Source organism: Phenylobacterium ferrooxidans (genome assembly GCF_042714595.1).
Lineage (GTDB): Bacteria > Pseudomonadota > Alphaproteobacteria > Caulobacterales > Caulobacteraceae > Phenylobacterium > Phenylobacterium ferrooxidans.
Window position 1 is genome coordinate 78,347 of the sequence record NZ_JAOTJD010000008.1, and the last position, 22,357, is coordinate 100,703.

Annotated in this window: 30 protein-coding genes; 21 read left to right on the forward strand and 9 right to left on the reverse strand. The window is 69.1% G+C overall.

Annotation, left to right across the window (positions count from 1 at the left end):
• The first annotated feature begins 2 nt into the window (after positions 1-2).
• Genes OCL97_RS06315 through OCL97_RS06325 form a run of 3 tightly spaced genes read left to right on the forward strand, consistent with a single transcriptional unit; the run spans position 3 to position 1,587 of the window.
• Entirely contained in the window at positions 3-605 is a 603-nt protein-coding gene (locus tag OCL97_RS06315) for a TetR/AcrR family transcriptional regulator (protein ID WP_377368606.1), read from the forward strand.
• Positions 602-1,249, forward strand: a complete 648-nt coding sequence (locus OCL97_RS06320; protein ID WP_377368608.1) for an SRPBCC family protein — start codon at positions 602-604, stop codon at positions 1,247-1,249. The genes OCL97_RS06315 and OCL97_RS06320 overlap by 4 nt, the downstream gene beginning before the upstream one ends.
• Entirely contained in the window at positions 1,246-1,587 is a 342-nt protein-coding gene (locus tag OCL97_RS06325; protein ID WP_377368610.1) for a hypothetical protein, read from the forward strand. Before OCL97_RS06320 ends, OCL97_RS06325 begins: the two co-directional genes overlap by 4 nt.
• Before the next feature lie 72 nt (positions 1,588-1,659).
• Here OCL97_RS06325 and OCL97_RS06330 read toward each other — a convergent pair whose 3' ends face one another.
• Positions 1,660-2,277 carry a glutathione S-transferase family protein gene (locus tag OCL97_RS06330; protein ID WP_377368612.1) on the reverse strand — a complete coding sequence of 206 codons (618 nt, stop codon included), beginning with the start codon at positions 2,275-2,277 and terminating at the stop codon, positions 1,660-1,662.
• Between the two features lie 100 nt (positions 2,278-2,377).
• Here OCL97_RS06330 and OCL97_RS06335 point away from each other — a divergent pair, with 100 nt between their 5' ends.
• From OCL97_RS06335 to trxC, 7 genes are all read left to right on the forward strand, one after another.
• A complete protein-coding gene (locus OCL97_RS06335; protein WP_377368614.1) occupies positions 2,378-3,751 on the forward strand; it encodes a spinster family MFS transporter in 1,374 nt (457 codons plus the stop codon).
• 111 nt (positions 3,752-3,862) lie between these two features.
• Positions 3,863-4,219, forward strand: coding sequence for a hypothetical protein (locus OCL97_RS06340; RefSeq protein WP_377368616.1), 357 nt, complete (start codon positions 3,863-3,865; stop codon positions 4,217-4,219).
• Positions 4,219-4,827 carry an SOS response-associated peptidase family protein gene (locus OCL97_RS06345; RefSeq protein WP_377368618.1) on the forward strand — a complete coding sequence of 203 codons (609 nt, stop codon included), beginning with the start codon at positions 4,219-4,221 and terminating at the stop codon, positions 4,825-4,827. Before OCL97_RS06340 ends, OCL97_RS06345 begins: the two co-directional genes overlap by 1 nt.
• A gap of 63 nt (positions 4,828-4,890) precedes the next feature.
• A complete protein-coding gene (locus tag OCL97_RS06350; RefSeq protein WP_377368620.1) occupies positions 4,891-5,160 on the forward strand; it encodes a type II toxin-antitoxin system TacA family antitoxin in 270 nt (89 codons plus the stop codon).
• A 3-nt stretch (positions 5,161-5,163) separates the two neighbouring features.
• Positions 5,164-5,682 carry a GNAT family N-acetyltransferase gene (locus OCL97_RS06355; protein ID WP_377368622.1) on the forward strand — a complete coding sequence of 173 codons (519 nt, stop codon included), beginning with the start codon at positions 5,164-5,166 and terminating at the stop codon, positions 5,680-5,682.
• A 109-nt stretch (positions 5,683-5,791) separates the two neighbouring features.
• Entirely contained in the window at positions 5,792-7,138 is a 1,347-nt protein-coding gene (locus OCL97_RS06360) for an ATP-grasp domain-containing protein (RefSeq protein ID WP_377368624.1), read from the forward strand.
• Positions 7,139-7,208: 70 nt separating this feature from the next.
• Positions 7,209-7,652 (forward strand): thioredoxin TrxC, encoded by a 444-nt coding sequence (gene trxC, locus OCL97_RS06365; RefSeq protein ID WP_304782337.1) that lies wholly within the window; start codon positions 7,209-7,211, stop codon positions 7,650-7,652.
• Here trxC and OCL97_RS06370 read toward each other — a convergent pair.
• The 3 genes from OCL97_RS06370 to OCL97_RS06380 form a co-directional block, all read right to left on the reverse strand.
• Positions 7,649-8,101, reverse strand: coding sequence for an Hpt domain-containing protein (locus OCL97_RS06370; RefSeq protein ID WP_377368626.1), 453 nt, complete (start codon positions 8,099-8,101; stop codon positions 7,649-7,651). The two genes, trxC and OCL97_RS06370, sit on opposite strands and share 4 nt — an antisense overlap.
• Before the next feature lie 69 nt (positions 8,102-8,170).
• Entirely contained in the window at positions 8,171-8,530 is a 360-nt protein-coding gene (locus OCL97_RS06375) for a c-type cytochrome (RefSeq protein ID WP_377368628.1), read from the reverse strand.
• Positions 8,531-8,554: 24 nt separating this feature from the next.
• Positions 8,555-8,917, reverse strand: a complete 363-nt coding sequence (locus OCL97_RS06380) for a DUF983 domain-containing protein (protein ID WP_304782331.1) — start codon at positions 8,915-8,917, stop codon at positions 8,555-8,557.
• Positions 8,918-9,102: 185 nt separating this feature from the next.
• Here OCL97_RS06380 and OCL97_RS06385 point away from each other — a divergent pair, with 185 nt between their 5' ends.
• Entirely contained in the window at positions 9,103-10,476 is a 1,374-nt protein-coding gene (locus tag OCL97_RS06385) for an aminotransferase-like domain-containing protein (RefSeq protein ID WP_377368630.1), read from the forward strand.
• Here OCL97_RS06385 and OCL97_RS06390 read toward each other — a convergent pair.
• The gene (locus tag OCL97_RS06390; protein ID WP_377368632.1) at positions 10,473-11,390 is read right to left on the reverse strand and encodes a class I SAM-dependent methyltransferase; all 918 of its coding nucleotides are present in this window, start codon (positions 11,388-11,390) and stop codon (positions 10,473-10,475) included. The genes OCL97_RS06385 and OCL97_RS06390 overlap by 4 nt on opposite strands.
• A 102-nt stretch (positions 11,391-11,492) precedes the next feature.
• On the opposite strand from OCL97_RS06390, the gene OCL97_RS06395 reads away from it, so the two are divergent.
• The gene (locus OCL97_RS06395; RefSeq protein WP_304782323.1) at positions 11,493-11,741 is read left to right on the forward strand and encodes a GlsB/YeaQ/YmgE family stress response membrane protein; all 249 of its coding nucleotides are present in this window, start codon (positions 11,493-11,495) and stop codon (positions 11,739-11,741) included.
• Between the two features lie 42 nt (positions 11,742-11,783).
• Here OCL97_RS06395 and OCL97_RS06400 read toward each other — a convergent pair whose 3' ends face one another.
• Positions 11,784-12,068: a hypothetical protein gene (locus OCL97_RS06400; RefSeq protein WP_377368634.1), complete on the reverse strand. Its 285-nt coding sequence runs from the start codon at positions 12,066-12,068 to the stop codon at positions 11,784-11,786.
• A gap of 197 nt (positions 12,069-12,265) precedes the next feature.
• On the reverse strand, positions 12,266-12,883 hold the full coding sequence (locus tag OCL97_RS06405; protein WP_377368636.1) for a hypothetical protein: 618 nt from the start codon (positions 12,881-12,883) through the stop codon (positions 12,266-12,268).
• A gap of 159 nt (positions 12,884-13,042) precedes the next feature.
• Here OCL97_RS06405 and OCL97_RS06410 point away from each other — a divergent pair, with 159 nt between their 5' ends.
• The 8 genes from OCL97_RS06410 (at position 13,043) to OCL97_RS06445 (ending at position 21,040) form a co-directional block, all read left to right on the forward strand.
• Positions 13,043-14,389, forward strand: coding sequence for a spinster family MFS transporter (locus tag OCL97_RS06410; protein WP_304782318.1), 1,347 nt, complete (start codon positions 13,043-13,045; stop codon positions 14,387-14,389).
• A 124-nt stretch (positions 14,390-14,513) separates the two neighbouring features.
• Positions 14,514-16,934: a beta strand repeat-containing protein gene (locus OCL97_RS06415; RefSeq protein ID WP_377368638.1), complete on the forward strand. Its 2,421-nt coding sequence runs from the start codon at positions 14,514-14,516 to the stop codon at positions 16,932-16,934.
• 101 nt (positions 16,935-17,035) lie between these two features.
• The gene (locus OCL97_RS06420; protein WP_377368640.1) at positions 17,036-17,773 is read left to right on the forward strand and encodes an SDR family NAD(P)-dependent oxidoreductase; all 738 of its coding nucleotides are present in this window, start codon (positions 17,036-17,038) and stop codon (positions 17,771-17,773) included.
• Between the two features lie 11 nt (positions 17,774-17,784).
• Positions 17,785-18,552: an SDR family NAD(P)-dependent oxidoreductase gene (locus OCL97_RS06425; RefSeq protein WP_377368642.1), complete on the forward strand. Its 768-nt coding sequence runs from the start codon at positions 17,785-17,787 to the stop codon at positions 18,550-18,552.
• Between the two features lie 116 nt (positions 18,553-18,668).
• Positions 18,669-18,938, forward strand: a complete 270-nt coding sequence (locus tag OCL97_RS06430) for a hypothetical protein (RefSeq protein ID WP_377368644.1) — start codon at positions 18,669-18,671, stop codon at positions 18,936-18,938.
• A gap of 68 nt (positions 18,939-19,006) precedes the next feature.
• Entirely contained in the window at positions 19,007-19,201 is a 195-nt protein-coding gene (locus OCL97_RS06435) for a hypothetical protein (RefSeq protein WP_377368646.1), read from the forward strand.
• A gap of 179 nt (positions 19,202-19,380) precedes the next feature.
• A complete protein-coding gene (locus OCL97_RS06440) occupies positions 19,381-19,926 on the forward strand; it encodes a hemerythrin domain-containing protein (RefSeq protein WP_377368648.1) in 546 nt (181 codons plus the stop codon).
• 460 nt (positions 19,927-20,386) lie between these two features.
• On the forward strand, positions 20,387-21,040 hold the full coding sequence (locus OCL97_RS06445; RefSeq protein ID WP_377368650.1) for a Crp/Fnr family transcriptional regulator: 654 nt from the start codon (positions 20,387-20,389) through the stop codon (positions 21,038-21,040).
• Between the two features lie 9 nt (positions 21,041-21,049).
• Here OCL97_RS06445 and OCL97_RS06450 read toward each other — a convergent pair whose 3' ends face one another.
• Both OCL97_RS06450 and OCL97_RS06455 read right to left on the reverse strand, forming a co-directional pair.
• On the reverse strand, positions 21,050-21,259 hold the full coding sequence (locus tag OCL97_RS06450; protein WP_377368652.1) for a hypothetical protein: 210 nt from the start codon (positions 21,257-21,259) through the stop codon (positions 21,050-21,052).
• A gap of 105 nt (positions 21,260-21,364) precedes the next feature.
• A complete protein-coding gene (locus OCL97_RS06455) occupies positions 21,365-21,796 on the reverse strand; it encodes a hypothetical protein (RefSeq protein ID WP_377368654.1) in 432 nt (143 codons plus the stop codon).
• A 175-nt stretch (positions 21,797-21,971) separates the two neighbouring features.
• On the opposite strand from OCL97_RS06455, the gene OCL97_RS06460 reads away from it, so the two are divergent.
• A complete protein-coding gene (locus OCL97_RS06460; RefSeq protein ID WP_377368656.1) occupies positions 21,972-22,352 on the forward strand; it encodes a hypothetical protein in 381 nt (126 codons plus the stop codon).
• Positions 22,353-22,357: the final 5 nt, after the last annotated feature.

Consider the following 22,357-nt stretch of genomic DNA (forward strand, 5'->3'; position numbering starts at 1 on the left):
CCTTGGAACCGACGCGCCAACGCATCCTCTTCGCGGCCCTCGCCCTGTTCGGCGAGAAGGGGTTCCTGTCGACTTCCATCGCCGACATCCTGAAGGCGGCCGAGGCCAATGCGGGCAGCCTCTACCACTTCTTCCCCACCAAGCAGGACCTGCTGATCGCGGTGCTGGAGACCTATCGCGACGGCATCTATCCGATGCTGCTGGCCCCGGCGTGGGCCGGCCAGGACGATCCGGTAGAGCGCATCTTCGCCCTGCTGGCCCGCTACCGCGACATGCTGGCGGCCACCGACTGCGCCTATGGCTGTCCCATCGGGTCGCTGGCCCTGGAGCTGCACGAGCCCGATCCCCCGGTGCGCGACCTGCTGTCGGCGAACTTCACCGGCTGGGCGGGCCACGTACGGACCTGCCTGGACGATGCGGGGCCTCGCCTCCCCGCCGGCCTGGACCGGGCCAAGCTCGCCACCTTCATCCTCACCACCATGGAGGGGGGCGTGATGCAGTCGCGCACTCACCGAACGCTGGAGGCCTTCGACGCCTGCGTCGAGATGCTCCGCGACTATCTCAACCGGCTGGAAGCCGACGCCGCCAAGGGGACCCTGCAATGACCAGACCGATCGGCGTGATCGCCGCGACCCTCACCCTTCTCCTCGCCGGCGGCGCCCAAGCCGCCAGCTGGAAGGACTTCCCCGGCGTGGAGAACAGCGGCTTCACCGAGGTTGACGGCGACCGGGTGATGCAGCTCTCCATCGTGGTCCCGGCCCCCCGCGCCGAGGTCTGGCGCGCCTTCACCACCTCCGACGGCTACCGCACCTGGGCCACGCCCCTGGCCTCGGTGGACCTCAAGGTCGATGGGATGATCGAGACCAACTATGACGCCGCCGCCAAGTTGGGCTCGGCCGAAAACATAAAGAACCAGATCACCGCCTATGTGCCCGAGCGCCTGTTGGTGGTGCGCAATGTCCAGGCGCCCACCGGCTTCCCGGGGGCCGCGGAGTTCGCGCGCACCGCCGTGGTGATCGAACTGTCCGAGCTGACGCCGCAAAGCACGCGGGTGACCCTGTCTGGGGTCGGCTATGGCGCGGGGCCGGTGTTCGACAACCTCTATCGCCAGTTCGAGTGGGCCAACGCCTATTCCCTGGCCGAACTGAAATCCCGGTTCGTCACCGGCCCCATCGACTGGGCCGCGCGCGCCGCCAAGGAGAAGGCCGCTGCGGCCGATCGCAAGGTGCAAGGGGGCGCCAAGCCATGAACACCAAACTGATCCTCACCACCGTGGCTGTGGCCACCGCCGTGCAACTGGCCATGGTGATCGCCGGCCACTACGTGCCCTTCATCAAGAACAATGTCTTCGCCCTGGGGGGCATGGCCATCTCCCTGGTGGCGGGCCTGGCCTACGCAAAGCTGGCCGGCGGAGGCTGGGTCCCCAGCCTGGCCGGCGGCGCCCTGGTCGGCGGCCTCTGCGCCCTGATCGGCATCGGGGTCTCCCTGGCGCTCAAGGACGTCGCGCCGATGATCCTGGCCCTGGGCACCCTCAGCTCGGCGGTGACCGGCGCCATCGGCGGGGCGATCGGCAAGCTGCTGGGCTAGCTGCGTCCAATAGGCGGTCGCTTGGTCGAGGAGTCCCGGCCGAGCGCCCCCGGCCGGTTGCGGCGAGGCCGACTATTCGGCGCGCGCCGCGGCTTCCCATTCCAGGAATTCCGGCGTCTCCAGGATCGTGGCCACATAGGCGCCGGCCGCGCCCGTCGGCTTGATCCCGTAGGTGCGGAAGCGGCTGGCGACCGGAGCGTAGAAGGCGTCGGCGATGGACCAATCGCCCAGCAGGAACGGGCCGCCGAACCTGCCGAGCAGCTCGTTCCAGAGTTCGGTGATGCGGGCGACGTTCTTGCTCGTCGCCTCGGAGAGGTCGGCCTGGCGCGGCTCGAGGTCGATGGCCATCGGGCATTCCTGCCGCAGAGCCTGGAATCCGGAGTGCATCTCGGCGGACGCCGAACGGCCCATGGCGCGGGCGACCGGGTCGTCTGGCCACAGCTTGGCGGCCGGAAACCGCTCGGCCAGGTACTCGCAGATGGCCAGCGAGTCCCAGACCACCAGCTCTCCGTCCTTCAGGGCGGGCACCAGGCCGGACCTGGAGACCGGGCGGATCGCCTCATAGGTGGCGTTGTTCTCCTGGCGCAGCGCGATCAGGGTTTCGGTGAACGGGGTTCCGGTCCGCTTGAGGGCCAGCCATGGCCGCAGCGACCAGCTGGACCACCTGCGGGTTCCGATCAGCAATTCCATGACTTACCTCCGCTAAAATCACGCAGCCGCTATTGGCGTGAGCGCTCGGGCGCCGTCTAGTGTCGCCAACAATCAAAAACCATCCGAGGAAACCCCCATCATGACCGAGGCATCCGCCCCGGCCCCTATCGGCGCCAGCATCTCCGACGGCACGGGTCCGGCCGTTCCCCTGGTCTCCGACGCCTACCGCCGTTACGCCCTCGTCGTCCTGATGTTGGTCTACACGCTGAACTTCCTCGACCGGCAGATCGTTACGATCCTGGCGGAGCCGATCAAGAACGACCTGGGCCTCGCCGACTGGCAGCTGGGCCTGATGACGGGCCTGGCCTTCGCCATCTTCTACACGGTGCTGGGCCTGCCGATCGCCCGCCTCGCCGAGAGCTTCAACCGGGTCTGGATCATCGGCGGCTCGCTGGCGGTCTGGTCAGGCTTCACCGTGCTTTGCGGCCAGGCCGGCAACTTCGCCCAGCTGGTGGGCGCGCGCATCGGGGTCGGTATCGGCGAGGCGGGCTGCACGCCCACCGCCCACTCCCTGATCGCCGACTATGCGCCCAAGGAAAAACGCGCCTCGGCCCTGGCCTTCTTCTCCATCGGCACCCCGCTGGGGGGCCTGCTGGGCCTGGCCATGGGCGGGCTGATCGCCGACGCCTACGGCTGGCGCACCGCCTTCCTGCTGGCCGGTGTGCCCGGCCTGGTGTTCACCATCGTGGTCATGCTGACCCTGAAGGAGCCGCGCAAGGCCATGAGCGCTGCGGCCGCCGCCGCCCATGCCCCGGGCAAGGGCCACTTCGCCGCCACCCTGAAGTACCTGCGCGGCAAGCCGGTGTTCTGGCTGATCGCCTTCGCCGCCGCCGTGAAGGCGTTCATCGGCTACGGCCACGCCCCCTTCACCGCCTCCTTCTTCCTGCGCAACCACGCCGAGGAAGTGGCCCAGATGGCCGACCGGTTCGGCCTGGGCTCCGTGGGCTTCCTGGGCCTGGCGCTCGGCCTGATGGGCGGCACCGCAGGGATCATCTCCTCCTGGGCCGGCGGCGCCATCGCCGACTGGGCCGCCAAGCGCGACATCCGCGCCTATATGAGCGTCCCGGCCGTCGCCTCGCTGATCTCGCCGTTCATCTACGCCACCGCCATCCTGCTGCCCTCGGCCTTCTGGGCCCTGTGGCTGCTGATCCTGCCGGGCCTGCTGGGCTCGCTCTGGTACGGGCCGGTCTATGCCAGCGCCCAGAGCCTGGTGCCGCCGCAGATGCGCGCCACCTCGGCCTCGATCCTGATCTTCATCATCAACCTGGTGGGCCTGGGCCTGGGGCCGCTGTTCGTCGGCATCCTCTCCGACGTCCTGGCCAACGGGCCGCTGGCGCTGGGCTCGGCGGAGGGCGTCCGTTGGGCGCTGATCCTCTCGGCCTTCCTGGGCGTTATCGCCACCGGGCTCTTCTGGCTGGCGCGCCGCTCCATCCGCGAAGAGATCGTCTCCTGACACCGAGACACTGACTGGCCTGCGCCGCCTGCCTCATCCCGGCGGGCGGCGCAGGTCAGATCGGCGCGGGCTGCTGTTGGCCTGGGCCGGCGCCCGTGGTCTAGTCGAGCCATGTTCAAGTCGATCCTCGCCGCCGCCCTCGCGCTCGTCATGGTCTCGTGCGCGCCCGCGCCACCCCCGGCCGTGGTCGCCTCGGCCAGTCCCGATGTCGCCGCCTGCACCGCCAAGGGGGGCACGGTCCGCCCCGTCTGCCGCATGCAGCGGCCGGCCTGCGTCATCGCCTATTCCGACGCGGGCAAGACCTGCTCCGACAAGTCCGACTGCCAGGGCCGCTGCCTCTATGAAGGCGAGGCGCCCACCGATTCCGCCGCCGCCGTCACCGGTCAGTGCCAGGCCACATCGGACCCCTGCGGCTGCTTCACCACCGTGGTGCAGGGCAGGATGGGCCCCGGGCTCTGCGTCGACTGATGTGTAACGAATACGCGCGCAAGAAGTCCCTGGACGAGCTGCTCGCCGAGTTCGCCAGCGTCTTCGACGCCCCGCCCCTGTTCGAATGGGAGAACGACCACACCCCCAACGACCTGTCGGGCAAGGCCAGCGTGAAGATCCGCGACACCGCCCCGATCTTCCGGCTGCGGGATGACAGGCTGGTCGCCTCCATGACCCCCTGGGCCTGGCCCGGACCGGGCGGCAAGCCGGTGTTCAACTTCAAGTCCGAGGGCCGCGACTTCAGCCGCAACGACCGCGTGCTGATCTTCGCCGACGGCTTCTTCGAGTACACGGCGCCCCTGGCTCCGAAGGTGAAGCTGAAGGACAAGCACCAGTTCACCATGGTGGGGCAGGACTGGTTCTGGATCGTCGGCATCGTGAAGGAAGGCTGCTTCTCGATGCTCACCGCCGGCCCTGGCCCCGACGTCGCCCCCTACCATGACCGCGGGATCATCCCCCTGGCGCCCAAGGCCGGCCTGGACTGGCTGACCCTGGCCCGCCCGCAGGCCGCGCTTCTCACTCCCCCGCCCGCCGGCAGCCTGACCCACACCCTGCTGCGCAAGGACGGAACAGATTTGGCGGCTTGACCTCACGCTTCTTGCCTCGCACGGCGTTTTGCCGTACATCTTCGACACTAAAGGGATGCCGCCATGACCGCCGGGCGCGAGCTGAAGAAAGAACGGATCGAACTGCGCGTGGCGGCCTCCGCCAAGGAACTGATCCAGCGCGCCATGGCGGTCAGCGGCCTGACAGCCGGGGATTTGGCCTATGACGGCGCCCGCCGGGTTCTGGATGAGCATGAGCGGATGGTGCTCACCGGCGCCGATCGCGAGGCCTTCCTCGAGGCGGTGATGAACCCGCCCGAACCCACCGGCCGGCTCGTGGCCGCGCTGCGCCGGCGCCGTGACCAGTTGGGCTGAGACTTGGGCCTTACGATCCAGCCGCTCGCCAGGACGCATGATCGCAGCGCCTTCAGCTGCGGCCAGGACGACCTCGACGCCTGGTTTCGGCGTCAAGCGGGGCAGGACGAGCGCCGCAATGTCGCTCGCGTCTTCGTCGCCGTGGATGACGACCTGGGAGTCGTCGGGTTCTACAGCCTCGGCGCCTTCAGCCTCGCCATCACCGATCTCCCGCCGGCCCTGGCCGACAAGCTGCCCCGCTATGACGCCATTCCCGCGGCGCTGATCGGCCGTCTGGCCCGCGACGCGCGTGTCCGCGGTCAAGGCATGGGGGACCTGCTCATGGCCGACGCCATCTGCCGCGTCCTGGAGGCGGGGACCCGCCTGGGCATCTTCGCCATCCTGGTGGACGCCAAGGACGCCGGCGCGGCGGCCTTCTACCGGGCCTTTGGCTTCGAGGCCTTTCCGTCCCGCCCCGACCGGATGTTCCTGCTGACCGCCACAGCGCGGACGGCGCTGGAGAGACTCAAGGGGCCGCCTTGACTTGGCGCATGGCGCGCCCCGGGGCGCTCCGGCGATCCTTCAACCCTTCCCGCCCCCGATTGCGTCCCCCATATGAGCGTCAGTCCCGCAGACCGAAACGGCCGACCCGATGACCGATGACCTGACGTCGAACTGCTCGCCGGGCCCAGGGCCCCTGCAGGATCGGCTCAATCGCGACTGTTTCTGCATCGATGTCGACGAGGCCAGCGTCTGGCGCGCCGTCGACGCGGCGGCCGGGGGCGTGATCTCCGGTCAGGCCCTGGCCCAGGAACGCCCCCACCTCTTCTCCACCGGCCCGGCCTTCATCTCCCAGGACGAGGTCGCGGCCATGGAGGCGGTGGCCGGCGCCATCGAGACGGTGGCGGAGCTTCCGGCCTTCCAGGCGGCCGTCCTGGCCTGGGGCCCCGCGAGCGCCCGGACCGCCCAGGGCCCGCGCGGCGCCCTGATGGGCTACGACTTCCACCTGACCCCCGACGGGCCCAAGCTCATCGAGGTCAACACCAACGCCGGCGGGGCCTTCCTCAACGCCCTCCTGGCCCAGGCCCTGGCAGCCTGCTGTCCGGAGGTGGCGGCGGTGACGGCGCCCCGCTCCCTGGCCGAATTCGAGGACGCGGTCTGGGAGATGTTCCAGGCCGAATGGCGGCTGCAGGGCAAAACCGGCAAGCCGGCCCTGGCGGCGATCGTCGACGACGCCCCCCAGGGCCAGTACCTCTATCCGGAGTTCCTGCTGGCCCAGGCCTTCCTGGGGCGGCGCGGGGTCGAGACCCTGATCGTCGATCCCGCCGACCTGCGGATGGTCGACGGCCGCCTCACCACCACCGACGGCCTGGCCATCGACCTGGTCTACAACCGTCACTGCGACTTCGGGCTGGAAACCCCGCAGACCGCGGCCTTGCGGGAGGCCTACCTCTCCGGCGGCGCGGTGGTGACCCCCAATCCGCGCAACCACGCCCTGCTGGCCGACAAGCGCAATCTCACCCTGCTGTCGGACCCCGAGGCCCTGGCCCGCCTCGGCGTCGCACCCCACCTGATCACCGCCCTGCGGGGCCTGCCCCGCGCCCGCCTGGTGACCCCGGCCAACGCCGAGGCCCTGTGGGCCCAGCGCAAGTCGCTGTTCTTCAAGCCCGCCGCTGGCCACGCGGGCAAGGCGGTCTATCGCGGCGACAAGATCACCCGCGGCGCCTGGGCCACGGTGACGGCGGGCGGCTACATCGCCCAGGACTTCGCCGCCCCCAGCGAGAGGCGGGTGCGCATCGCAGGCGACCCGCAGGTGCGCAAGATGGACGTGCGGCTCTACACCTATGCCGGCAAGACCCTGATGGCGGCGGCCCGTCTCTACAGCGGCCAGACCACCAACTTCCGCACCCCCGGCGGCGGCTTCGCCCCCGTCGTGGTGGTCGCCTCGGACGCGGTGGCCTGGACGGACGGGAACGGACAGCTGTGCGCGCCGACTTGACCTGGCGCATGGCGCGCGGGCCTGGGGCGCCTATCTAAGGTTCCGCGCATTAGCCGCCAAGGAGGCCGCCATGTCCGTTCAGATCGTCTGCGTCCACTGCGACGCCGTGAACCGCCTGCCGCCCGAGCGCGATCCCAAGGCCGGCAAGTGCGGCAAGTGCCACAAGGCCCTGTTCGACGGCCATCCCGCGGCGCTCACCACCGCCCGGTTCCAGAAGCATGTGGCGGGCAGCGGCGTTCCGATCATCGTGGACTTCTGGGCGGCCTGGTGCGGGCCCTGCAAGGCCATGGCCCCGATCTTCGAACGCGCCGCCGCCGAGCTGGAGCCCCGCGCCCGCTTCGTGAAGATCGACGTGGACGCCGAACCCCAGCTCTCGGCGCGGTATGGGATCAAGGGCATCCCGGCCCTCTTTGTCTTCCAGGACGGCAAGATCGTCGCCAACCAGTCGGGCCTCGCCGACCTCAACCTGCTCCGCCGCTGGGTCGAGACCTATGGGGCGAAGGCGGCGGTCTAAGCTCTCTGTTCCATAAGCTGGCGCAGATCGCCCTCCAGCTGGGCCACCAGCTTGCGGCCGAAGGGGTCGGCCTGGCTGCGGACCTTCTTGCTGGCCAGGGTGCGGATGGCGTCGATGTGGTCGTCGATCAACGGCAGGCGGGACTCAAAGGGCAGGTTGTCGTCGTCGATCAGGACGCAGAGGCCGGCGGCCAGCTGGTGGATCAGGGGATAGCCGAAGGTGGGGGCCAGGCCCTTCATGTCGTGGGCGCGCATATAGAGCACGCTGACCGCCTCGATGCCGTAGCCGTCCCTGGGCAGGGCCTCGCGCGCCGCGTCCAGCTTGGCCACTTCCTCGTGCATCCAGCCGTCGAAATTGTCGGACAGCGCCTGCACAGCCGCCTGCGCCTTGGCGACGCTCCCCAGCGCCTGGGTGAGGGATTGCCGTGATGAGGTTGCGTTTCCCGCCATTCTTCCCTCCGCCGTGTAACCCTGTTCTATCCACCGAGAGACAAACAAACGGTTATGCGCATTTTGGGGTCAGGGGTTTGGCTTGGCGGTCCCCGACTGGATGCGGTTGAGGTAGTCGATCACGGCGGTGACATCGTCGGGCCCGAACCTGAACTCCGGCATCTGCGGGTGTCCCACCAGGATACCTTCGGCCAGGGCCTCCCCCAGGTTCTCGACGGGATATCTCTTGTGCAGGTCGCGGAACGGTGGCGCGGAGGGCTCGGAACTCGGCCCGGTCGCCGCCAGGGAATGGCAGCGGCTGCAGTGCTTCAGCACCAGGTCCCGGCCCCGGTCGGCCGAGGCGTCGGTGGCCGCGTCCTGCGCTGAGGCCTGTGCGGCGATCAGGGCGCCGCCCAGCAGGGCTGCGAGAATCAGGACAGGTCGGGCCATCAAAGTCTCCAGGCCCGGCCGCGACTACTGGGTCGCTGTCGCCCGGGCGCTCCACTGTACCCCGATGAAGGCCCCCTTCACCACCGGCAGCAGCGCCAGGGTGGTGGCGGCCACCAGGGAGAGGGTGAAGGGCAGAACGAAGGCCACTGGCGCCTGCCAGATGAACGGGAAGCAGAGCAACGGCGCGACCACCAGGTGGCCCACCAGCATGATCGTGAAATAGGCCGGGCCGTCGTCGGCGCGATAGGCGCCGTTGTCGTGGCCGCACGCCTCACAGGTGGACCGCACCGCGAGATAGCCACGGAACAGAGCGCCCTCGCCGCAATTGGGACAGCGGCGTTGCAGGCCCCGTTTGAAGCCTTCGCCGGCCGACCGCTTGGCGTCCATGTCGCTTGTTCCCTCAAAGGTCGCGTCCCTTCTGGGCGCAAGAGGAATATAGGGCGCCATCAATCTCCACTCAATAGATATTGCATGCATCGAGGCGGGCGTCGTCACACCAAAGCACCGCTGTGAGCCAACTCTTGCGGGCCCCCGCTATGAACCATACAATATCTAAATGTATGGAGACTTCCATGAGCGATAGCTGGCGCCCCGACCTTGGCCGTGCGGCGGGGCCGGTCTATCTGGCGATCGCCGAGGCCATCGCCGCTGACCTCGCGGCGGGCCGGCTGGCCCCTGGCGAGCGCCTGCCGCCGCAGCGGACCCTGGCCCAGCATCTGGGCATCGACTTCACCACCGTCAGCCGCGCCTATGCCGAGGCGCGCCGCCGGGGCCTGGTGGAGGGCCGGGTCGGCCAGGGCACCTATGTCCGCGCCGCAGAGCTCCCCGCCCCCCGCGCGGGCCCGGTGGATCTCAGCATGAACCTGCCGCCCCACTTCGAGGACGCCGCGCTGACCGCCCGCATGTGGCGCGAGGCCGGCGAACTCCAGGCGACGGGTCTCGACCTGCTGCTACGCTACCAGGAAGCCGGCGGGGCCCTGGCCGACCGGGAGGCCGGCGCGCTCTGGCTGCGGGACCGGCTCCCGGGTCTGGATCCTGAGCGGGTCACCGTCTGTCCCGGCGCCCAGAGCGCCCTGCTGGCGGTGATCGGCACGCTCGCGGCGCCCGGCGAGATCATCTGCGCCGAGGCCCTGACCTATCCGGGACTGAAGGCGCTGGCGGCCCAGCTCCGCCTCACCGTCATCGGCCTGGCCATGGACGCCGAAGGGGTCCTGCCCGAGGCCTTCGCGGCGGCCTGCCGCGACCACGCGGTCAAGGCCTTGTGCTGCACGCCCACCCTGCAAAACCCGACGACGGCCACGATGTCCCTGGCCCGCCGCGAGGCCCTGGTCGGCATCGCCCGCGCCCACGCCGTGCCCATCGTCGAGGACGACGCCTACGGACTGCTGCCGCAGGACAGCCCGCCGCCGCTGGCCGCCCTGGCTCCGGAGCTGACCTTCCATATCGCGGGCCTGGCCAAGCACGTCTCCCCGGCCCTGCGCATCGCCTACCTCATCGCGCCCGACGGCCGGTCGGGCGCCCGCGTGCGCGCCGCGATCCGCGCCACCGCCGCCATGGCCTCCCCGCTGACCGCCGCCATCGCCACCGCCTGGATCACCAGCGGCGTGGCCCACCAGGTGCGCGACGCCATCCGCGCCGAGGCCCGCGCCCGCCAGCGCCTGGCCGCCCGCCTGCTGCCGGTCGGCAGCTCCACCGCCCATCCTGACGGCTTCCATCTGTGGCTGACCCTGCCCACGGGCTGGACGCGCGGCGAGTTCGCCATCCAGCTGCGCGCCAGCGGCATGGGGGTGGTGGTCTCCGACGCCTTCGCCACGGTGGCCGGTCCGCCGGAAGCCGTCCGCATCGGCCTGGGCGGCCCGGCCTCCCGCGCCCAGATCGAGCGCGCGCTCGCCGCCATCGCAGACACCCTGGACGGCGCCCCGGTGATGACCTCCGCGGCGGTCTAGGCGAGCCGCGTCACCACCGTCGAACTCTCGATGGGCAGGCCGCCGCCGTAGCCGTCGAAGGTGCGGCTCTCGACGCGGTAGTTGTCTCCCAGCACCGCCTCCAGGAACGGCAGGGCCGGGGCGTAGGCGAACCGGCCGCCGACCCTCAGCGACGCAAGAATCCGCATGTAGGCCCGGGCGTAGTCGAAGGCCAGTTCGTGGTCCGACAGGTGGTGATGCAGGAAGTGCAGGGAGAAGCCGAGATGGGAGATGACCGTCCCCCAGATACCCCGCCCATAGTCCTGGGTCAGCCAGTCGGCCTGGACCACCCCCGGCGCCTGGGCGTCGCGGTCCATGCCGACGCCCTCGATCCCGGCGTTGCGCAGGTAGTCCACCAGGGCGGCGGTGGCCCCGCAACCCACGTCGAGCACGGGGGTCTCAACCCGGTCCAGGCCCAGCACCGCAATCTGCAGGGCGGGCGAATACTCCGCCTGCACCGTGTCGCGCAGCCGCGCCCCGAAGGCCACCTTCAGGGCCAGGGCCAGCCGCTGGTGGTGCTCGGCCAGCAGTTGCGGCAGGCCGTCCTCGACCTCCTGCTGGGACCGCGCCTCGTCCAGCAGCTCGGCAGTGTCGGCCAGGGCCTGAGCATAGACCTGGCCAAGCTCGGCGCGGGTCTGCGCCGTGGCGTAGAGGAACTGGTTGTGGCGATGCAGCCAGCGGACCAGCTGGTCAGCCAGGTCGCCCGCCGCGGCGGCCGAGGCCAGCCATGGCCCCAGCACCTCGCGATAGACCCACAGATAGGCCGGAAGGTCAGCTTCGACGGTGGTCAGCTCGGCCTCGCCGGCCGCCACCATGTCGAGGCTCAGGCCGGTTCGGGCGATGCGGCGGCGGATGCGCCGCCACAGGCCAAGGACCAGGGCTTGGTTGCTATTCATGCCGCTCGCCTGTCACCTCGCGGGCGGTGATGCAAGCGCGACTGAACCTTGGCCTTCGCTCTGCGTTTCCACCCCGTCACGAAATCAGAGAGGGCTAACATCATGAGCGGCGTAGGAATTATCGGCGCGATCATCATCGGCATCCTGGCCGGCTGGATCGCGGAGAAGGTCATGGGCCGCAGTCATGGCCTGCTGACCAACCTCATCGTGGGCGTGGTCGGCGCCCTGCTGGGCGGCTTCCTCGCCGGCGTCATGGGGATCAACTTCGGCGGCGTCATCGGCAGCCTGGTCATCGCCACCCTCGGCGCGATCCTGCTGCTCTTCCTGCTGGGCCTCGTCCGCAGGCGCTAAGCGAACAGGGCCTCTTCCCATCGGGAGGAGGCCCTCACCGTTCTAGATCTTCGACAAACGGCGACGGTTGGCCCGCACCTTGCGGCGATAGTGCGCCACCGTCCTGGACGCCGCCCCGTGGGGCGTGGTCCCCAAGCCTCCCGTCGCGGCCCGCATCTGCAGGGCCAGGGTCGAGGCGATCTTCTCGTCGATCATCAGGGCCGCCTCGGTCTGAGCGGCCGGTCCTCCGGCGGCCATCTTCAGGGCGCGCAGGCCGATCACCGAGGACGCCTCCATACCCAGGATCCAGGTGTCCATCGTCAGCTTCATCCAGGGATTGGTGCGCATGGCTTAGTCCTTCGTCAGGACGGCGGGCCGCGCCGTACGGTCTTGGATATTGGACCTTAGGGGTCTTCGACAGGCTTCGGATGACCGCTGAGCCCGTCGCGCAACGATTGACAGTGGCTGGCGCGTCAGGAGGCGATTGCGCCGACACCCAGCTCAGTGCGGCGCGCTTCTGCTCACCCCGTTCCGCGCCCAGGCGATCACGGCCGCACCGGCTTCAGACCGCTGGTCTGAATGCGCCACTTGCGCTGCTCGGCCGAGGCGCCAGGCACGTCGTTGACGCGCTTCAGGGTGATCGGACCCTTGAGGTTGAACGGGGCGCCGGTCTTGAGCCGGCCAAAGGCGATGGCCGGGACCTCGACATAGGACGACCCCGCCGCCCCCTCGATCTGGCCCGGCGCGCCGACATTTCCAGAGTACTGGGAATACTTGTCGAAGCTGGCGACGAAATCGGCCTGGCTCATGCCGCTGGCCTTGCCGCCGTCGCCCCACAGGGCCCAGGCGTCTGCGTACTTCTTCTCGCCGATCAGGGCGAAATAGGTCTGCACCACATCGGCCGCGCCCTGGGCGCTCTGCGGGGTGAAGGGGGCTTCGGAGATCGGGGTGCGGTCGTCGGCCAGGCCGGCGGGCGTGCCAGGCGCCGGGGCCTCGACCGGCGCGTTGGGATCCTGCGTTGGAACTGGACTGGGCGCGGGGGCCGGGGCCTCGGGAACACTAGCCGGGAACTGGGCAGGCGGTGTCGGCGGGGCTTGCGGATTGCAGGCGGCCAGCGCGAGAACGGAGGCGCCCGTTGCGAACAGGAGGCGGTAAGCGGCCATGAGGGTCCCTGTGGTGATCAGGCAAGCTGAACGCGCGAAGCGTCCAAGGGGTGCGTCACTTCGAGGCGTCCCGGGCCGACAGGTCAAGCGGCGGTGGCGCACGGACCTCAACTGAGCCAACCTGACACCAACGATAAAGAAGTCAGGGAGCCCAAGACCATGGTCGACGCCGCCACGCCCGCCGTGCCTGCCGCGGAGGAGGCTTCCCCCTTCAACGCCCGCTACCGCGCCTTCGCCCTGACCATCCTGCTGGGCGCCTACATCCTGTCGTTCCTCGACCGGCAGGTGGTCTCGATCCTGGCCGAGCCCATCAAGAAGGACCTTGGCCTCGCCGACTGGCAGCTGGGCATGCTGACGGGCCTGGCTTTCGCGCTCTTCTATACGACCCTGGGCATTCCCATCGCCCGCCTGGCAGAGCGGTTCTCGCGGCCCTGGATCATCGCGGCCTCCATGGCGCTGTGGAGCGGCTTCACCGTGCTGAGCGGCCGGGCCCAGACCTTCCCGCAGATGCTGATCGCCCGCATGGGGGTCGGCTTCGGCGAGGCCGGCTGCAACCCCTGCGCCCATTCCCTGATCGCCGACTACACCCCCAAGGAGAAGCGCGCCTCAGCCCTGGCCACCTATTCCCTGGGCATCCCCATCGGCACCCTGCTGGGCCTGGTGATGGGCGGTCTGATCGCCGACGCCTATGGCTGGCGCGTGGCCTTCTATGTGGCCGGCGCGCCGGGCCTCGCCCTGGCCCTGGTGGCCGGCTTCTGCCTCAAGGAGCCCCGCAAATACATGTCGGCGCTCGCCACCAGCCAGGCCGAGGCCGCACCGCCGCTGTCGGTCGCCTTCAAGGTGCTGGGGGGCAAGCCCACCTTCTGGCTGATGGCGGTGGCCGCCGGGCTGATGGCCTTCGTGGGCTATGGCCAGGGCGCCTTCAACGCCGCCTTCTTCATGCGCCTGCACGGGGATGAGCTGGCCCTGCTGGCCGCGCCCTATGGCCTGAAGTCCGCCGGCTTCCTGGGCCTGGCCCTGGGTCTCATCGGCGGCGCGGCCGGTATCGTCGGCACCCTGCTGGGGGGCTGGTTCGCCGACATCGCCGCGCGCCGGGACGCCCGCGGCTACGCCGTGGTCCCGGCCCTGGCCGCGGTCCTGGCCCTGCCCTCCTACTACTTCATCTACACCGTCGAAAATCCGATGACGGCGCTCTGGCTGACCATCATCCCCAGCATCCTCGGCTCCCTCTGGTACGGCCCGGTGTTCGCCACCGCTCAGAGCGTGGTGCCCGCCCACACGCGGGCCACGGCGGCGGCCCTGCTGCTCCTGGTGCTGAACCTGATCGGTCTGGGGTTCGGCCCCCTGTTCGTCGGCCTGCTCAGCGACGCCCTGGCCACCCTGGGAGGTCTTGGCGCGGCCGAGGGCCTGCGCTGGTCCATGGTCCTGACCTCGCTGTTCACCCTGATCAGCGCCGCCATCTTCTGGATCGCCCGCAAGACCATGGTGCGCGACCTGGTGAGCTGAGGCCTGTTCCTTCCTCCCCCGTTCACCGGGGGAGGAAGAGCTCACCACCTGGACTGGCTGTTCTGCGCAAGAAATCGCCCGGCGGTTGATCATCGCTTAAGCGTGAACCTCTACGCTCGGCGTCATGCCGATCTCGTACCTCTCGGCTGCGCAGATTTCCGCCCTCTCGGCGACGGTCTTGCAGCCGCTCTCGACCACGAAGATGCAGCAGCTCACCTCGACCCAGGTGGGCGCCCTCAGCGTGACCGGGATCGGGACCCTCTCGGTGACCCAGGTCGCGGCCCTGTCGGCCAGCCAGGTCAAGGGCCTGAAGGCGACCCAGATCGCCCACTTCTCCAGCGCGGTGGTGTTCGACACCGCCCAGCTCACCGCCCTGAACGCCAGCCAGCTGGGCGGACTCAGCTCCAGCCAGCTCGGCGCCCTGGACACCACGCGCCTGGCCGCCCTGGCCGGGACCCAGCTCGCCGGCCTCTCGGCCACCAACCTCTCGGGCCTCACCGCCACGCAGATCGGCGCCCTGTCGGCCACCCAGGTCAAGGGTCTCACCACCAGCCAGATCAAGGGCCTCAGCGCCGCCGATATCGACGAGTTCAACCTGACCCAGCTCGGGGGCTTCACCGCCACCCAGATCGGGGTCCTGGCCACCACCCACCTGGCCCAGTTCGACGCCACCGAGATGGCCTCCCTCTCCACCACCCAGGTGAAGGGCCTCAACACCCTGCAGCTGCGCGACCTGGACGCCACGACTCTCGGGAAGCTGACCGCCACCCAGGTGGGCGCGCTATCGGCCAGCCAGGTCGGCGCCATCGCCGCCACCAATCTCTCAGCCCTGGCGCCCAGCGTCATCGCGGCCCTGTCGTCGACCCAGATCTCCGGCCTCACCAACACGGCTCTCGCCGCCTTCGACGCCACCCAGGTCGCGGCCCTGACCACCACCCAGGTCAAGGGCCTCACCGCCACCCAGGTGCGCGGCCTGGAAGCCGCCGACTTCGACAAGTTCACCTCGGGCCAGATCGGCGCCCTCACCGCCGCTCAGCTCGGCGCGCTCTCGAGCACCAACCTGGCCAGCCTGGACGAGACCGAGATCCAGGGCCTGGCCACCACCCAGACGGCGGGCTTCACCGCCACCCAGATGGCCAGCCTCTCGACGACCGACTTCGCCGAGCTCGCCACCACCCAGATCGCCGCCCTCACCGCCAGCCAGATCGGCGGCCTTTCCGTCACCAACCTGACCTCGCTCTCGGCCACCCAGTTCGCGGCCCTGGACCCGGCCAGGATCAGGGGCCTGACCGCCAGCCAGCTCGGCGGCCTGGAGGCGGCCGACTTCGCCCGCTTCACCCCGACCCAGATCGTCAGCCTCACCGCCGCCCAGATCGGCGCCCTGTCGGCCACCAATATCGGCGCCCTGAACGCCACGGTGGTCCAGCAGCTCAGCAACACCCAGCTCCAGGGCCTCACCGCCTTCCAGGTCCGCGCGCTGACCGCCACCGATGTGCGCGAGTTCACCGCCACCCAGATCCAGGGCTTCACGCCTGGCCAGTTCGGCTCGCTCTCGGCCAGCGCCCTGCCGGCCCTGTTCGACACCCAGTTCGAGGGGCTCAGCGCCCTGCAGCTCGGCGGCCTGTCGGCCTCCGGGGTCGCGGCGCTCAACGACACCCAGATCGGCTGGCTCTCCACCACCCAGCTCCGCGGCATCAGCGCCGCGGCCCTGGGAGGCCTGTCGGCCACCGACTTTAGCCGCTTCAGCCCGACCCAGATCGACGACCTGGCCCCCGCCCAATTGGCCGGCCTGTCCTCGACCAATCTCTCGTCCCTCGACGCCACCCAGATCACCGGCCTCACCACCAGCCAGGTGCGGGCCCTGACCGCCACCCAGATCGGCGGTCTCTCGGCCACCGACATCGGCGAGTTCGACCTCACCCAGCTCGGCGCCATGACCAGCGTCCAGATCAACGCCATCGGCCCGGCCACCCTGGCCTCCCTGGACGAGACGCGGCTTGGCGCCCTGGCGGCCACCCAGATCGCGGGCCTGACCGCCACCAACTTCTCAGCCCTGACGCAGACCCAGGTCGCCGGCCTGTCAGCCACCCAGATCCAGGGCGTCAGCGCAGCCAATATCCGTAGCCTCAGCGCCACCGACTTCGGCGAACTGACCGCCACCCAGCTCGTGAGGCTGACGGCCGGCCAGGTGGGCGCCCTGACCCCCACCAATCTCTTCGGCCTCTCGGCCACCCAGTTTGGAACCCTGGCGGCGACCCAGATCGCCGGCCTGACCGCCAGCCAGCTCTCGGCCCTTGAGCCGCCCCAGTTCGAGGCCTTCACCGCGACCCAGATCGCGGCCCTGCCCGGCGCCCAGATCGCCGCCCTCAGCACCACCCTGATCGGCGCCCTGACCACCACCCAGGTCGCCGCCTTCGAGGCGACCCAGATCCCCAGGCTCACCGTCACCCAGGTGCGCCAGCTCTCCACGACCCTGGTGGCGGCCATGAGCCCGGCCCAGGTCAACGCCTTCACCGCCACCCAAATCCAGAATCTGTCAGCCTGAACCGCCGGCCATCTGACTTTTCCGCTCCCCTTCACAGAGGAGGAAAAGTCGTTGCCTGACGCAGGGATAGACGCGTCTGATCTCCTGACAGGGAGCCCGCCATGTCCGATCTCGACTTCACCGGCCAGACTGTCCTCGTGGTGGGTGGGTCCAGCGGCATCGGCAACGGGATCGCCCACGGCTTCGCCCGCCGTGGCGCCCAGGTTCATGTCTGGGGCACCCGGGCCAAGGCCAGCGACTATGACGGCGTCGAAGGCTCCGACCTCGCAGGGCTCACCTATGCCAGCGTCGATGTCTCCGATCGCGCCGCCATCGCCGTCCAGGCGCCGGATCTGTCGGCCCTCGACGTCCTGGTGCTTTGCCAGGGCACGGTCATCTACCGGCGCGGGGAGTTCGCGCCCGAGGGTTGGGACCAGGTCATGGCGGTCAATCTGGACAGCCTGATGGACTGCTCCAACGCCTTCCACGACCGGCTGGCGGCGGCCAAGGGGTCGATCATCATCGTCAGCTCGGTGTCGGGCTTCCAGTCCAACCGCGGCAACCCGGCCTATGCCGCCTCCAAGGCCGGCGCCGTCAGCCTGACCAAGACCCTGGGTGAGGCCTGGGCCCGCGACGGCATCCGGGTGAACGGCTTGGCGCCGGGTCTGGTGGCCACCAAGCTTACCGCCGTCACCACCCAGAACCCGGACCGCCTGGCCGGCGCGCTGCGGGCCATCCCCGCCGGCCGCATGGGCACGCCAGACGACATGGCGGGCGCAGCCCTGTTCCTCGCCTCGCCCCTGGCCTCCTACGTCAATGGCCAGACCCTGATCGTCGACGGCGGCCTCTCGCTCTCCTGAAGGATTTCCAGATGTCGTTGAGCCGCTCGGTCCAGGGTTCCGTCGTCCTCATCACCGGGGCCGGCGGCGGCATGGGGGCGGCCACCGCCCGGGTCTTCGCCGCTGAGGGCGCCCACGTGGCCGTCACCGACCGCGATGGCCAGGCCGGCCAAGGCGTCGCTGACGCCATCACCGCCCAGGGTCAGTCGGCGCGCGCCTGGGCCCTGGACGTCTCCGATCCCGCCCGCATCATCCAGGTGGTCGATGAGATCGCCACACGCTTTGGCGGCCTCGACTGCCTGGTCAACAATGCCGGGATCTCCGGCTTCGCGGCCATCGACGACGACACCTACGAGGCGGTCTGGGAGCGCTCGATTTCCGTCCTCTTGACCTCGCACCACCGAGTGATCCGCGCGGCTCTGCCCCACCTTCGCAAGTCCGCGGCGCCGCGCATCGTCAATATCGCCTCGACAGAGGCCCTGGGCGCGACCGCCCGCGACAGCGCCTATGCGGCGGCCAAGGCCGGGGTCACCGGCCTGACCCGGGCTCTCGCCGTCGAGCTTGGCCGCGAGGCGATCACCGTCAACTGCATCTGCCCCGGGCCCATCCTCACCGGCATGACCGACGCCATACCCGACGAGGCGCGCCAGGCCTATGCCAAGCGCCGCACGGCCCTGGGCCGCTATGGCCTCCCAGACGAGGTCGCCCACATGACGCTGAGCCTCTGCCTACCCGCCGCCAGCTACCTCACCGGCGTCACGATCCCGGTCGATGGCGGGCTGATGGCCAGGAACGCCTAGGGGGCCCAATCGTTGACACCTGCCGGATCGGGCAGTTGCTCAAAGCTGCGTGACCAGGCGTGGCGTCTGATTACCGCGTCACCATTCCGGGTATAGTACGCCTGAGGAGAGCCGCCATGCCGACATCAGACGCAGACCACAGCATCTTGGTCGTCCCGGTGGAGGGCGGCTGGAGGGTGCACTCCCCCTTCGATGACACGCCCTTGATGTTCCTCTCCGGCGCCAAGGCCGAGGAGAAGGCCAAGGCCCTGGCCGAGCGCCTGGCCGCCGCCGGCCGTGACGCCCGCGTCCTGATCCACGACCGCACCCAGGCCCTGGTCGGCACCTGGCGCTATTTCGCCTACGAAGCGCCCCTCGCCGAACTGCCGGTGCGCCGCGAGGCCTAGCGCCACCGTCGGAACACCTGGCCCGGTCTCCCTGTTGATAGGCGGTACGCCACACACAGGAGCATCCCATGGCCGAGAACCGCACCCCGCAGGACCAGAGCGCCACCCCGCAACACCCGGCCCCGAGCCAGCAACAGCGTCAGGACGAGAACACCAACACCAACGGCGGTGAGCAGTCCAAGACCGGCACGGGCCTCGGAACCGGCGTCGAGACCGGCGCCATCGAACCCGGCAACAGCCAGGGCGCCAACAACGCCCGTTGAAGTCGCCACACGGACAGGAACGCCCGCGCGCCTCGTGCGCCGCGGGCGTTTTCGCGACCGGTTCGCAAGCGCTGCAATTCGTGACCGTCTGTCGGATATCCGCCGGAACTCCGCCAGCGCCAGGTTGTTTTCCGACTCAGGGCGACAGCGCCCGCAAATTCAGATGAACGAGGGACGTTATGGCGACTGCCGCGAAGGCCGACACGGCCACGAAGACCGCTTCCAAGAAGACTGCGCCGCGCCGCACGCGCCGCACAAACCGCCGCGATCCGCTGGCCATCAGCCTGCTCAAGAAGGACCACCGCGAGGTGGACGCCATGTTCGACGAGTACGAGCAGCTGGAAAAGGACGCCGAGAAGCTGGCCCTGTTCAACAAGATCGCCCTGGCGCTCAAGGTCCACACCCAGATCGAGGAGGAAATCTTCTATCCGGAAGAGCGCGGCGACGTGGAAGACGACCTCATGGATGAGGCCTATGTCGAACACGACAGCGCCAAGAAGCTGATCGCCGAGATCGAGGCGATGAAGCCGTCCGACCAGTTCTACGACGCCAAGGTCAAGGTGCTGGGCGAATACATCAAGCACCACGTCAAGGAAGAGGAAGAGCCCGGCGGGATGTTCTCGCAAGCCAAGAAGGGCGACGAAGACCTCGACGAAATGGGCGAGCGCATGGCCGCCCGGAAGAAAGAACTGATGGCTGAGCTGGCCCCGGCCCAAGCCAACTGATCCGGCCGCCGCGCGCGCTTTCCCGCGCGCGGCGCGCCTGCCCTTCACACGACTGATGAGATCGCGCCGCCCCAGCATCGTCTGGGGCGGTTTGCTGTGTGACGTACCCCAGCGGCCAGGCCATCCCCCACAGGGACCACGTTCCTTCAAAGATTGATCGACCGGCCTCGCGTGACTTCGAGGGGGCCAAAAAGGACAGGCGCCTAGACCCAAAGTCGGAAATCTATCATTTCATGTATTGAACAGCACATAGTGCGTATTCGAAAATACTTACTACCACCTACATCGGCTTTTTCTGTTTTTCGAAATACATTCCGTAAATACGGTCGAACAATTATATGCTCACGCGCTGCGTTATCTGTGACACACTCGACCCGTTGCGATGTTTTTAGTTGACCGATTGGTCTGGACCTCAGTGAATTTTAGAAACTATCTTCTGTCCGCCTTAGAGCCCGAAGACATGGCCGTGCTTGGCCCCTTTCTGACCGAAACCGCCCTGTCCGCGGGCGAGGTGCTGCACGACGTCGATCAGCCCATCGAGGCGATCTTCTTCCCCTCCAGCGCCGTGGTCTCGGTGGTCACCCCCACCCGGGACGGACGCAGCGTGGAAAGCGCCACCATAGGGTTTGAGAGCGTCAGCGGCCTGCCCTCGGCGTTGAGCGGCGAGCCCAGCTCCAGCCGCGTCTTCGCCCAGGTCGCGGGCGGCGCCATCCGCCTGCCGGCCGCCCAGCTGCGCGACCGGGCGTTCCAGAGCGCGCCGCTCCTGCACCTGCTGCTGCGGCACATCGAGGCCAATATCAGCCAGGCCCAGCAGTCGGTGGCCTGCAACGCCCTGCATGAGGCCGGCCAACGCCTGGCGCGATGGCTGCTGATGACCCAGGACCGGGTGTCGGGGCCCGTCGTGCCCCTGACCCAGGAGTATCTGGCGATCATGCTCGGCGTGCAGCGCACCACCGTCACCCTGGTGGCCAGCGCCTTCAAGCGCGAAGGCCTGATCGACTACCGGCGCGGGGCCATCACCATCCTCGACCGGGCCGGGCTCGAACGGGAGGCCTGCGAGTGCTACGGCCTCGGCAAGATCCGCTTCGACCGCCTGCTGAAGGTCGCGGCCTGAGGCCTGGGCTCAAGTCGCCAGCGGCCCGCCGCCGGCTTCCCGCCGTTCGCGATGGATCAACTCATCGTCGCGCCAGATCTCGACCTCGGCGGCGCTGCCATGCTCGGCCAGGATCTGCAGCCCCTTGCTCATGGCCGCCGCGTCATCCGTAAGCTCGACGGCTTCGAACGTCAGGCCGGAACCGCCGGCGAGATAGGGATAGAAGATGTAGGCGGGCACGGGGGATATCCCTGGGGGAAGCGACACCACACCACCAACCCTGACCGCCCGTCTGTCCGATACCCGACTTATTGACCCGCGGAGATGTCGCCTGGGTGACGCGGCTCAGCGCAACACATCAAACACCAGCGCACCAAGAGCGGCGGCAAGCAGTGTTCCGCCCTGGCGCAGAGCCTTGATCTGGCTGGCGCCCACTCGCGCGCCATCGAGGAAGTCAGTGAGCGCAGCATCGAGCTGGGCCGCCATGTCCAGGTCGGCGATTTCGAGCGGGGGCGCCGCGTTGGGCCTGATGCCACGATTGAGAATGACGGCCGCGAGGCCAGCCAGCACCGCGGTTCCCGCGCTCAGCCCAGACGCGTCCCGCACAGCCCCGACCGCCGCGAAACAGCACAATAGAGCGCCGGTGATCATGAGCAGGGTCAGCGCCCAATTCCTCCGCTGGCGGTGTTCGGGCCCTCTCGCCCCACACAGCCGAACGTAGGCCAGCTCCTCTTCGAGAGTGAGGCCGCCCACGTCCAGCATTGTGTCTGGTTTCATTCTTCGGCTCATTGGTGAGCAAGGCAGCGAGCCTCAAACTATTATGGCGGCCCTGGCTTGCAAGTCGGGGATGTTGCGCGACAAGGGGGATGAGAGTCACGAGCCTGCGTTTGCGGGGTCTGACCGCCGCCTGGGTGGCTCTTATGGTCTTTGCGGCCGCCGATGGGGCTTGCTGATGGTACGAAATCTGCGGGTGTTGATTGCGGCGACGGCGATGGCTGGGTTTTCCCATCTCGGGGCCTCGGCGGCGATGCTGTCCAATGAGCAGCCTGTTCCGGCAGCTCTGGTGTCCGAAGTGCGCCGAGCCTTGGCCGCCGAGCCCTATAACCGTGAACTCTACGCCCCGTCCCTCAGCTTGGGGGGCAATGGCAGGGCGCTCTGTGGGCTGGTGGATGCGCAGCGCCGCGGGATGCCTCTTCGGTTCATCTACCTCAGGCCCGAGGCTGGACCCGTCGCCGTCGAAATAGACGACGGGATCGATGCCGCCGGGTTCGCTGAAGTCTGGCGAGTGGCGGGATGTGGCCTGCGAGGCGCCGCCAGCAGCCTTACTCCCTAGACGGC

Coding starts and splice junctions, on each gene's coding strand:
- OCL97_RS06380 (WP_304782331.1), bottom strand. CDS start 8,917: ATGGACGCCAAGCGGTCGGCCGGCGAAGGCTTCAAACGGGGCCTGCAA.
- OCL97_RS06385 (WP_377368630.1), top strand. CDS start 9,103: ATGAGCGATAGCTGGCGCCCCGACCTTGGCCGTGCGGCGGGGCCGGTC.
- OCL97_RS06420 (WP_377368640.1), top strand. CDS start 17,036: ATGTCCGATCTCGACTTCACCGGCCAGACTGTCCTCGTGGTGGGTGGG.
- OCL97_RS06405 (WP_377368636.1), bottom strand. CDS start 12,883: ATGGCCGCTTACCGCCTCCTGTTCGCAACGGGCGCCTCCGTTCTCGCG.
- OCL97_RS06415 (WP_377368638.1), top strand. CDS start 14,514: ATGCCGATCTCGTACCTCTCGGCTGCGCAGATTTCCGCCCTCTCGGCG.
- OCL97_RS06395 (WP_304782323.1), top strand. CDS start 11,493: ATGAGCGGCGTAGGAATTATCGGCGCGATCATCATCGGCATCCTGGCC.
- OCL97_RS06325 (WP_377368610.1), top strand. CDS start 1,246: ATGAACACCAAACTGATCCTCACCACCGTGGCTGTGGCCACCGCCGTG.
- OCL97_RS06390 (WP_377368632.1), bottom strand. CDS start 11,390: ATGAATAGCAACCAAGCCCTGGTCCTTGGCCTGTGGCGGCGCATCCGC.
- OCL97_RS06455 (WP_377368654.1), bottom strand. CDS start 21,796: ATGAAACCAGACACAATGCTGGACGTGGGCGGCCTCACTCTCGAAGAG.
- OCL97_RS06460 (WP_377368656.1), top strand. CDS start 21,972: ATGGTACGAAATCTGCGGGTGTTGATTGCGGCGACGGCGATGGCTGGG.
- OCL97_RS06435 (WP_377368646.1), top strand. CDS start 19,007: ATGGCCGAGAACCGCACCCCGCAGGACCAGAGCGCCACCCCGCAACAC.
- OCL97_RS06350 (WP_377368620.1), top strand. CDS start 4,891: ATGACCGCCGGGCGCGAGCTGAAGAAAGAACGGATCGAACTGCGCGTG.
- trxC (WP_304782337.1), top strand. CDS start 7,209: ATGTCCGTTCAGATCGTCTGCGTCCACTGCGACGCCGTGAACCGCCTG.
- OCL97_RS06345 (WP_377368618.1), top strand. CDS start 4,219: ATGTGTAACGAATACGCGCGCAAGAAGTCCCTGGACGAGCTGCTCGCC.
- OCL97_RS06425 (WP_377368642.1), top strand. CDS start 17,785: ATGTCGTTGAGCCGCTCGGTCCAGGGTTCCGTCGTCCTCATCACCGGG.
- OCL97_RS06440 (WP_377368648.1), top strand. CDS start 19,381: ATGGCGACTGCCGCGAAGGCCGACACGGCCACGAAGACCGCTTCCAAG.
- OCL97_RS06360 (WP_377368624.1), top strand. CDS start 5,792: ATGACCGATGACCTGACGTCGAACTGCTCGCCGGGCCCAGGGCCCCTG.
- OCL97_RS06410 (WP_304782318.1), top strand. CDS start 13,043: ATGGTCGACGCCGCCACGCCCGCCGTGCCTGCCGCGGAGGAGGCTTCC.
- OCL97_RS06445 (WP_377368650.1), top strand. CDS start 20,387: ATGGCCGTGCTTGGCCCCTTTCTGACCGAAACCGCCCTGTCCGCGGGC.
- OCL97_RS06370 (WP_377368626.1), bottom strand. CDS start 8,101: ATGGCGGGAAACGCAACCTCATCACGGCAATCCCTCACCCAGGCGCTG.
- OCL97_RS06340 (WP_377368616.1), top strand. CDS start 3,863: ATGTTCAAGTCGATCCTCGCCGCCGCCCTCGCGCTCGTCATGGTCTCG.
- OCL97_RS06400 (WP_377368634.1), bottom strand. CDS start 12,068: ATGCGCACCAATCCCTGGATGAAGCTGACGATGGACACCTGGATCCTG.
- OCL97_RS06375 (WP_377368628.1), bottom strand. CDS start 8,530: ATGGCCCGACCTGTCCTGATTCTCGCAGCCCTGCTGGGCGGCGCCCTG.
- OCL97_RS06430 (WP_377368644.1), top strand. CDS start 18,669: ATGCCGACATCAGACGCAGACCACAGCATCTTGGTCGTCCCGGTGGAG.
- OCL97_RS06335 (WP_377368614.1), top strand. CDS start 2,378: ATGACCGAGGCATCCGCCCCGGCCCCTATCGGCGCCAGCATCTCCGAC.
- OCL97_RS06330 (WP_377368612.1), bottom strand. CDS start 2,277: ATGGAATTGCTGATCGGAACCCGCAGGTGGTCCAGCTGGTCGCTGCGG.
- OCL97_RS06320 (WP_377368608.1), top strand. CDS start 602: ATGACCAGACCGATCGGCGTGATCGCCGCGACCCTCACCCTTCTCCTC.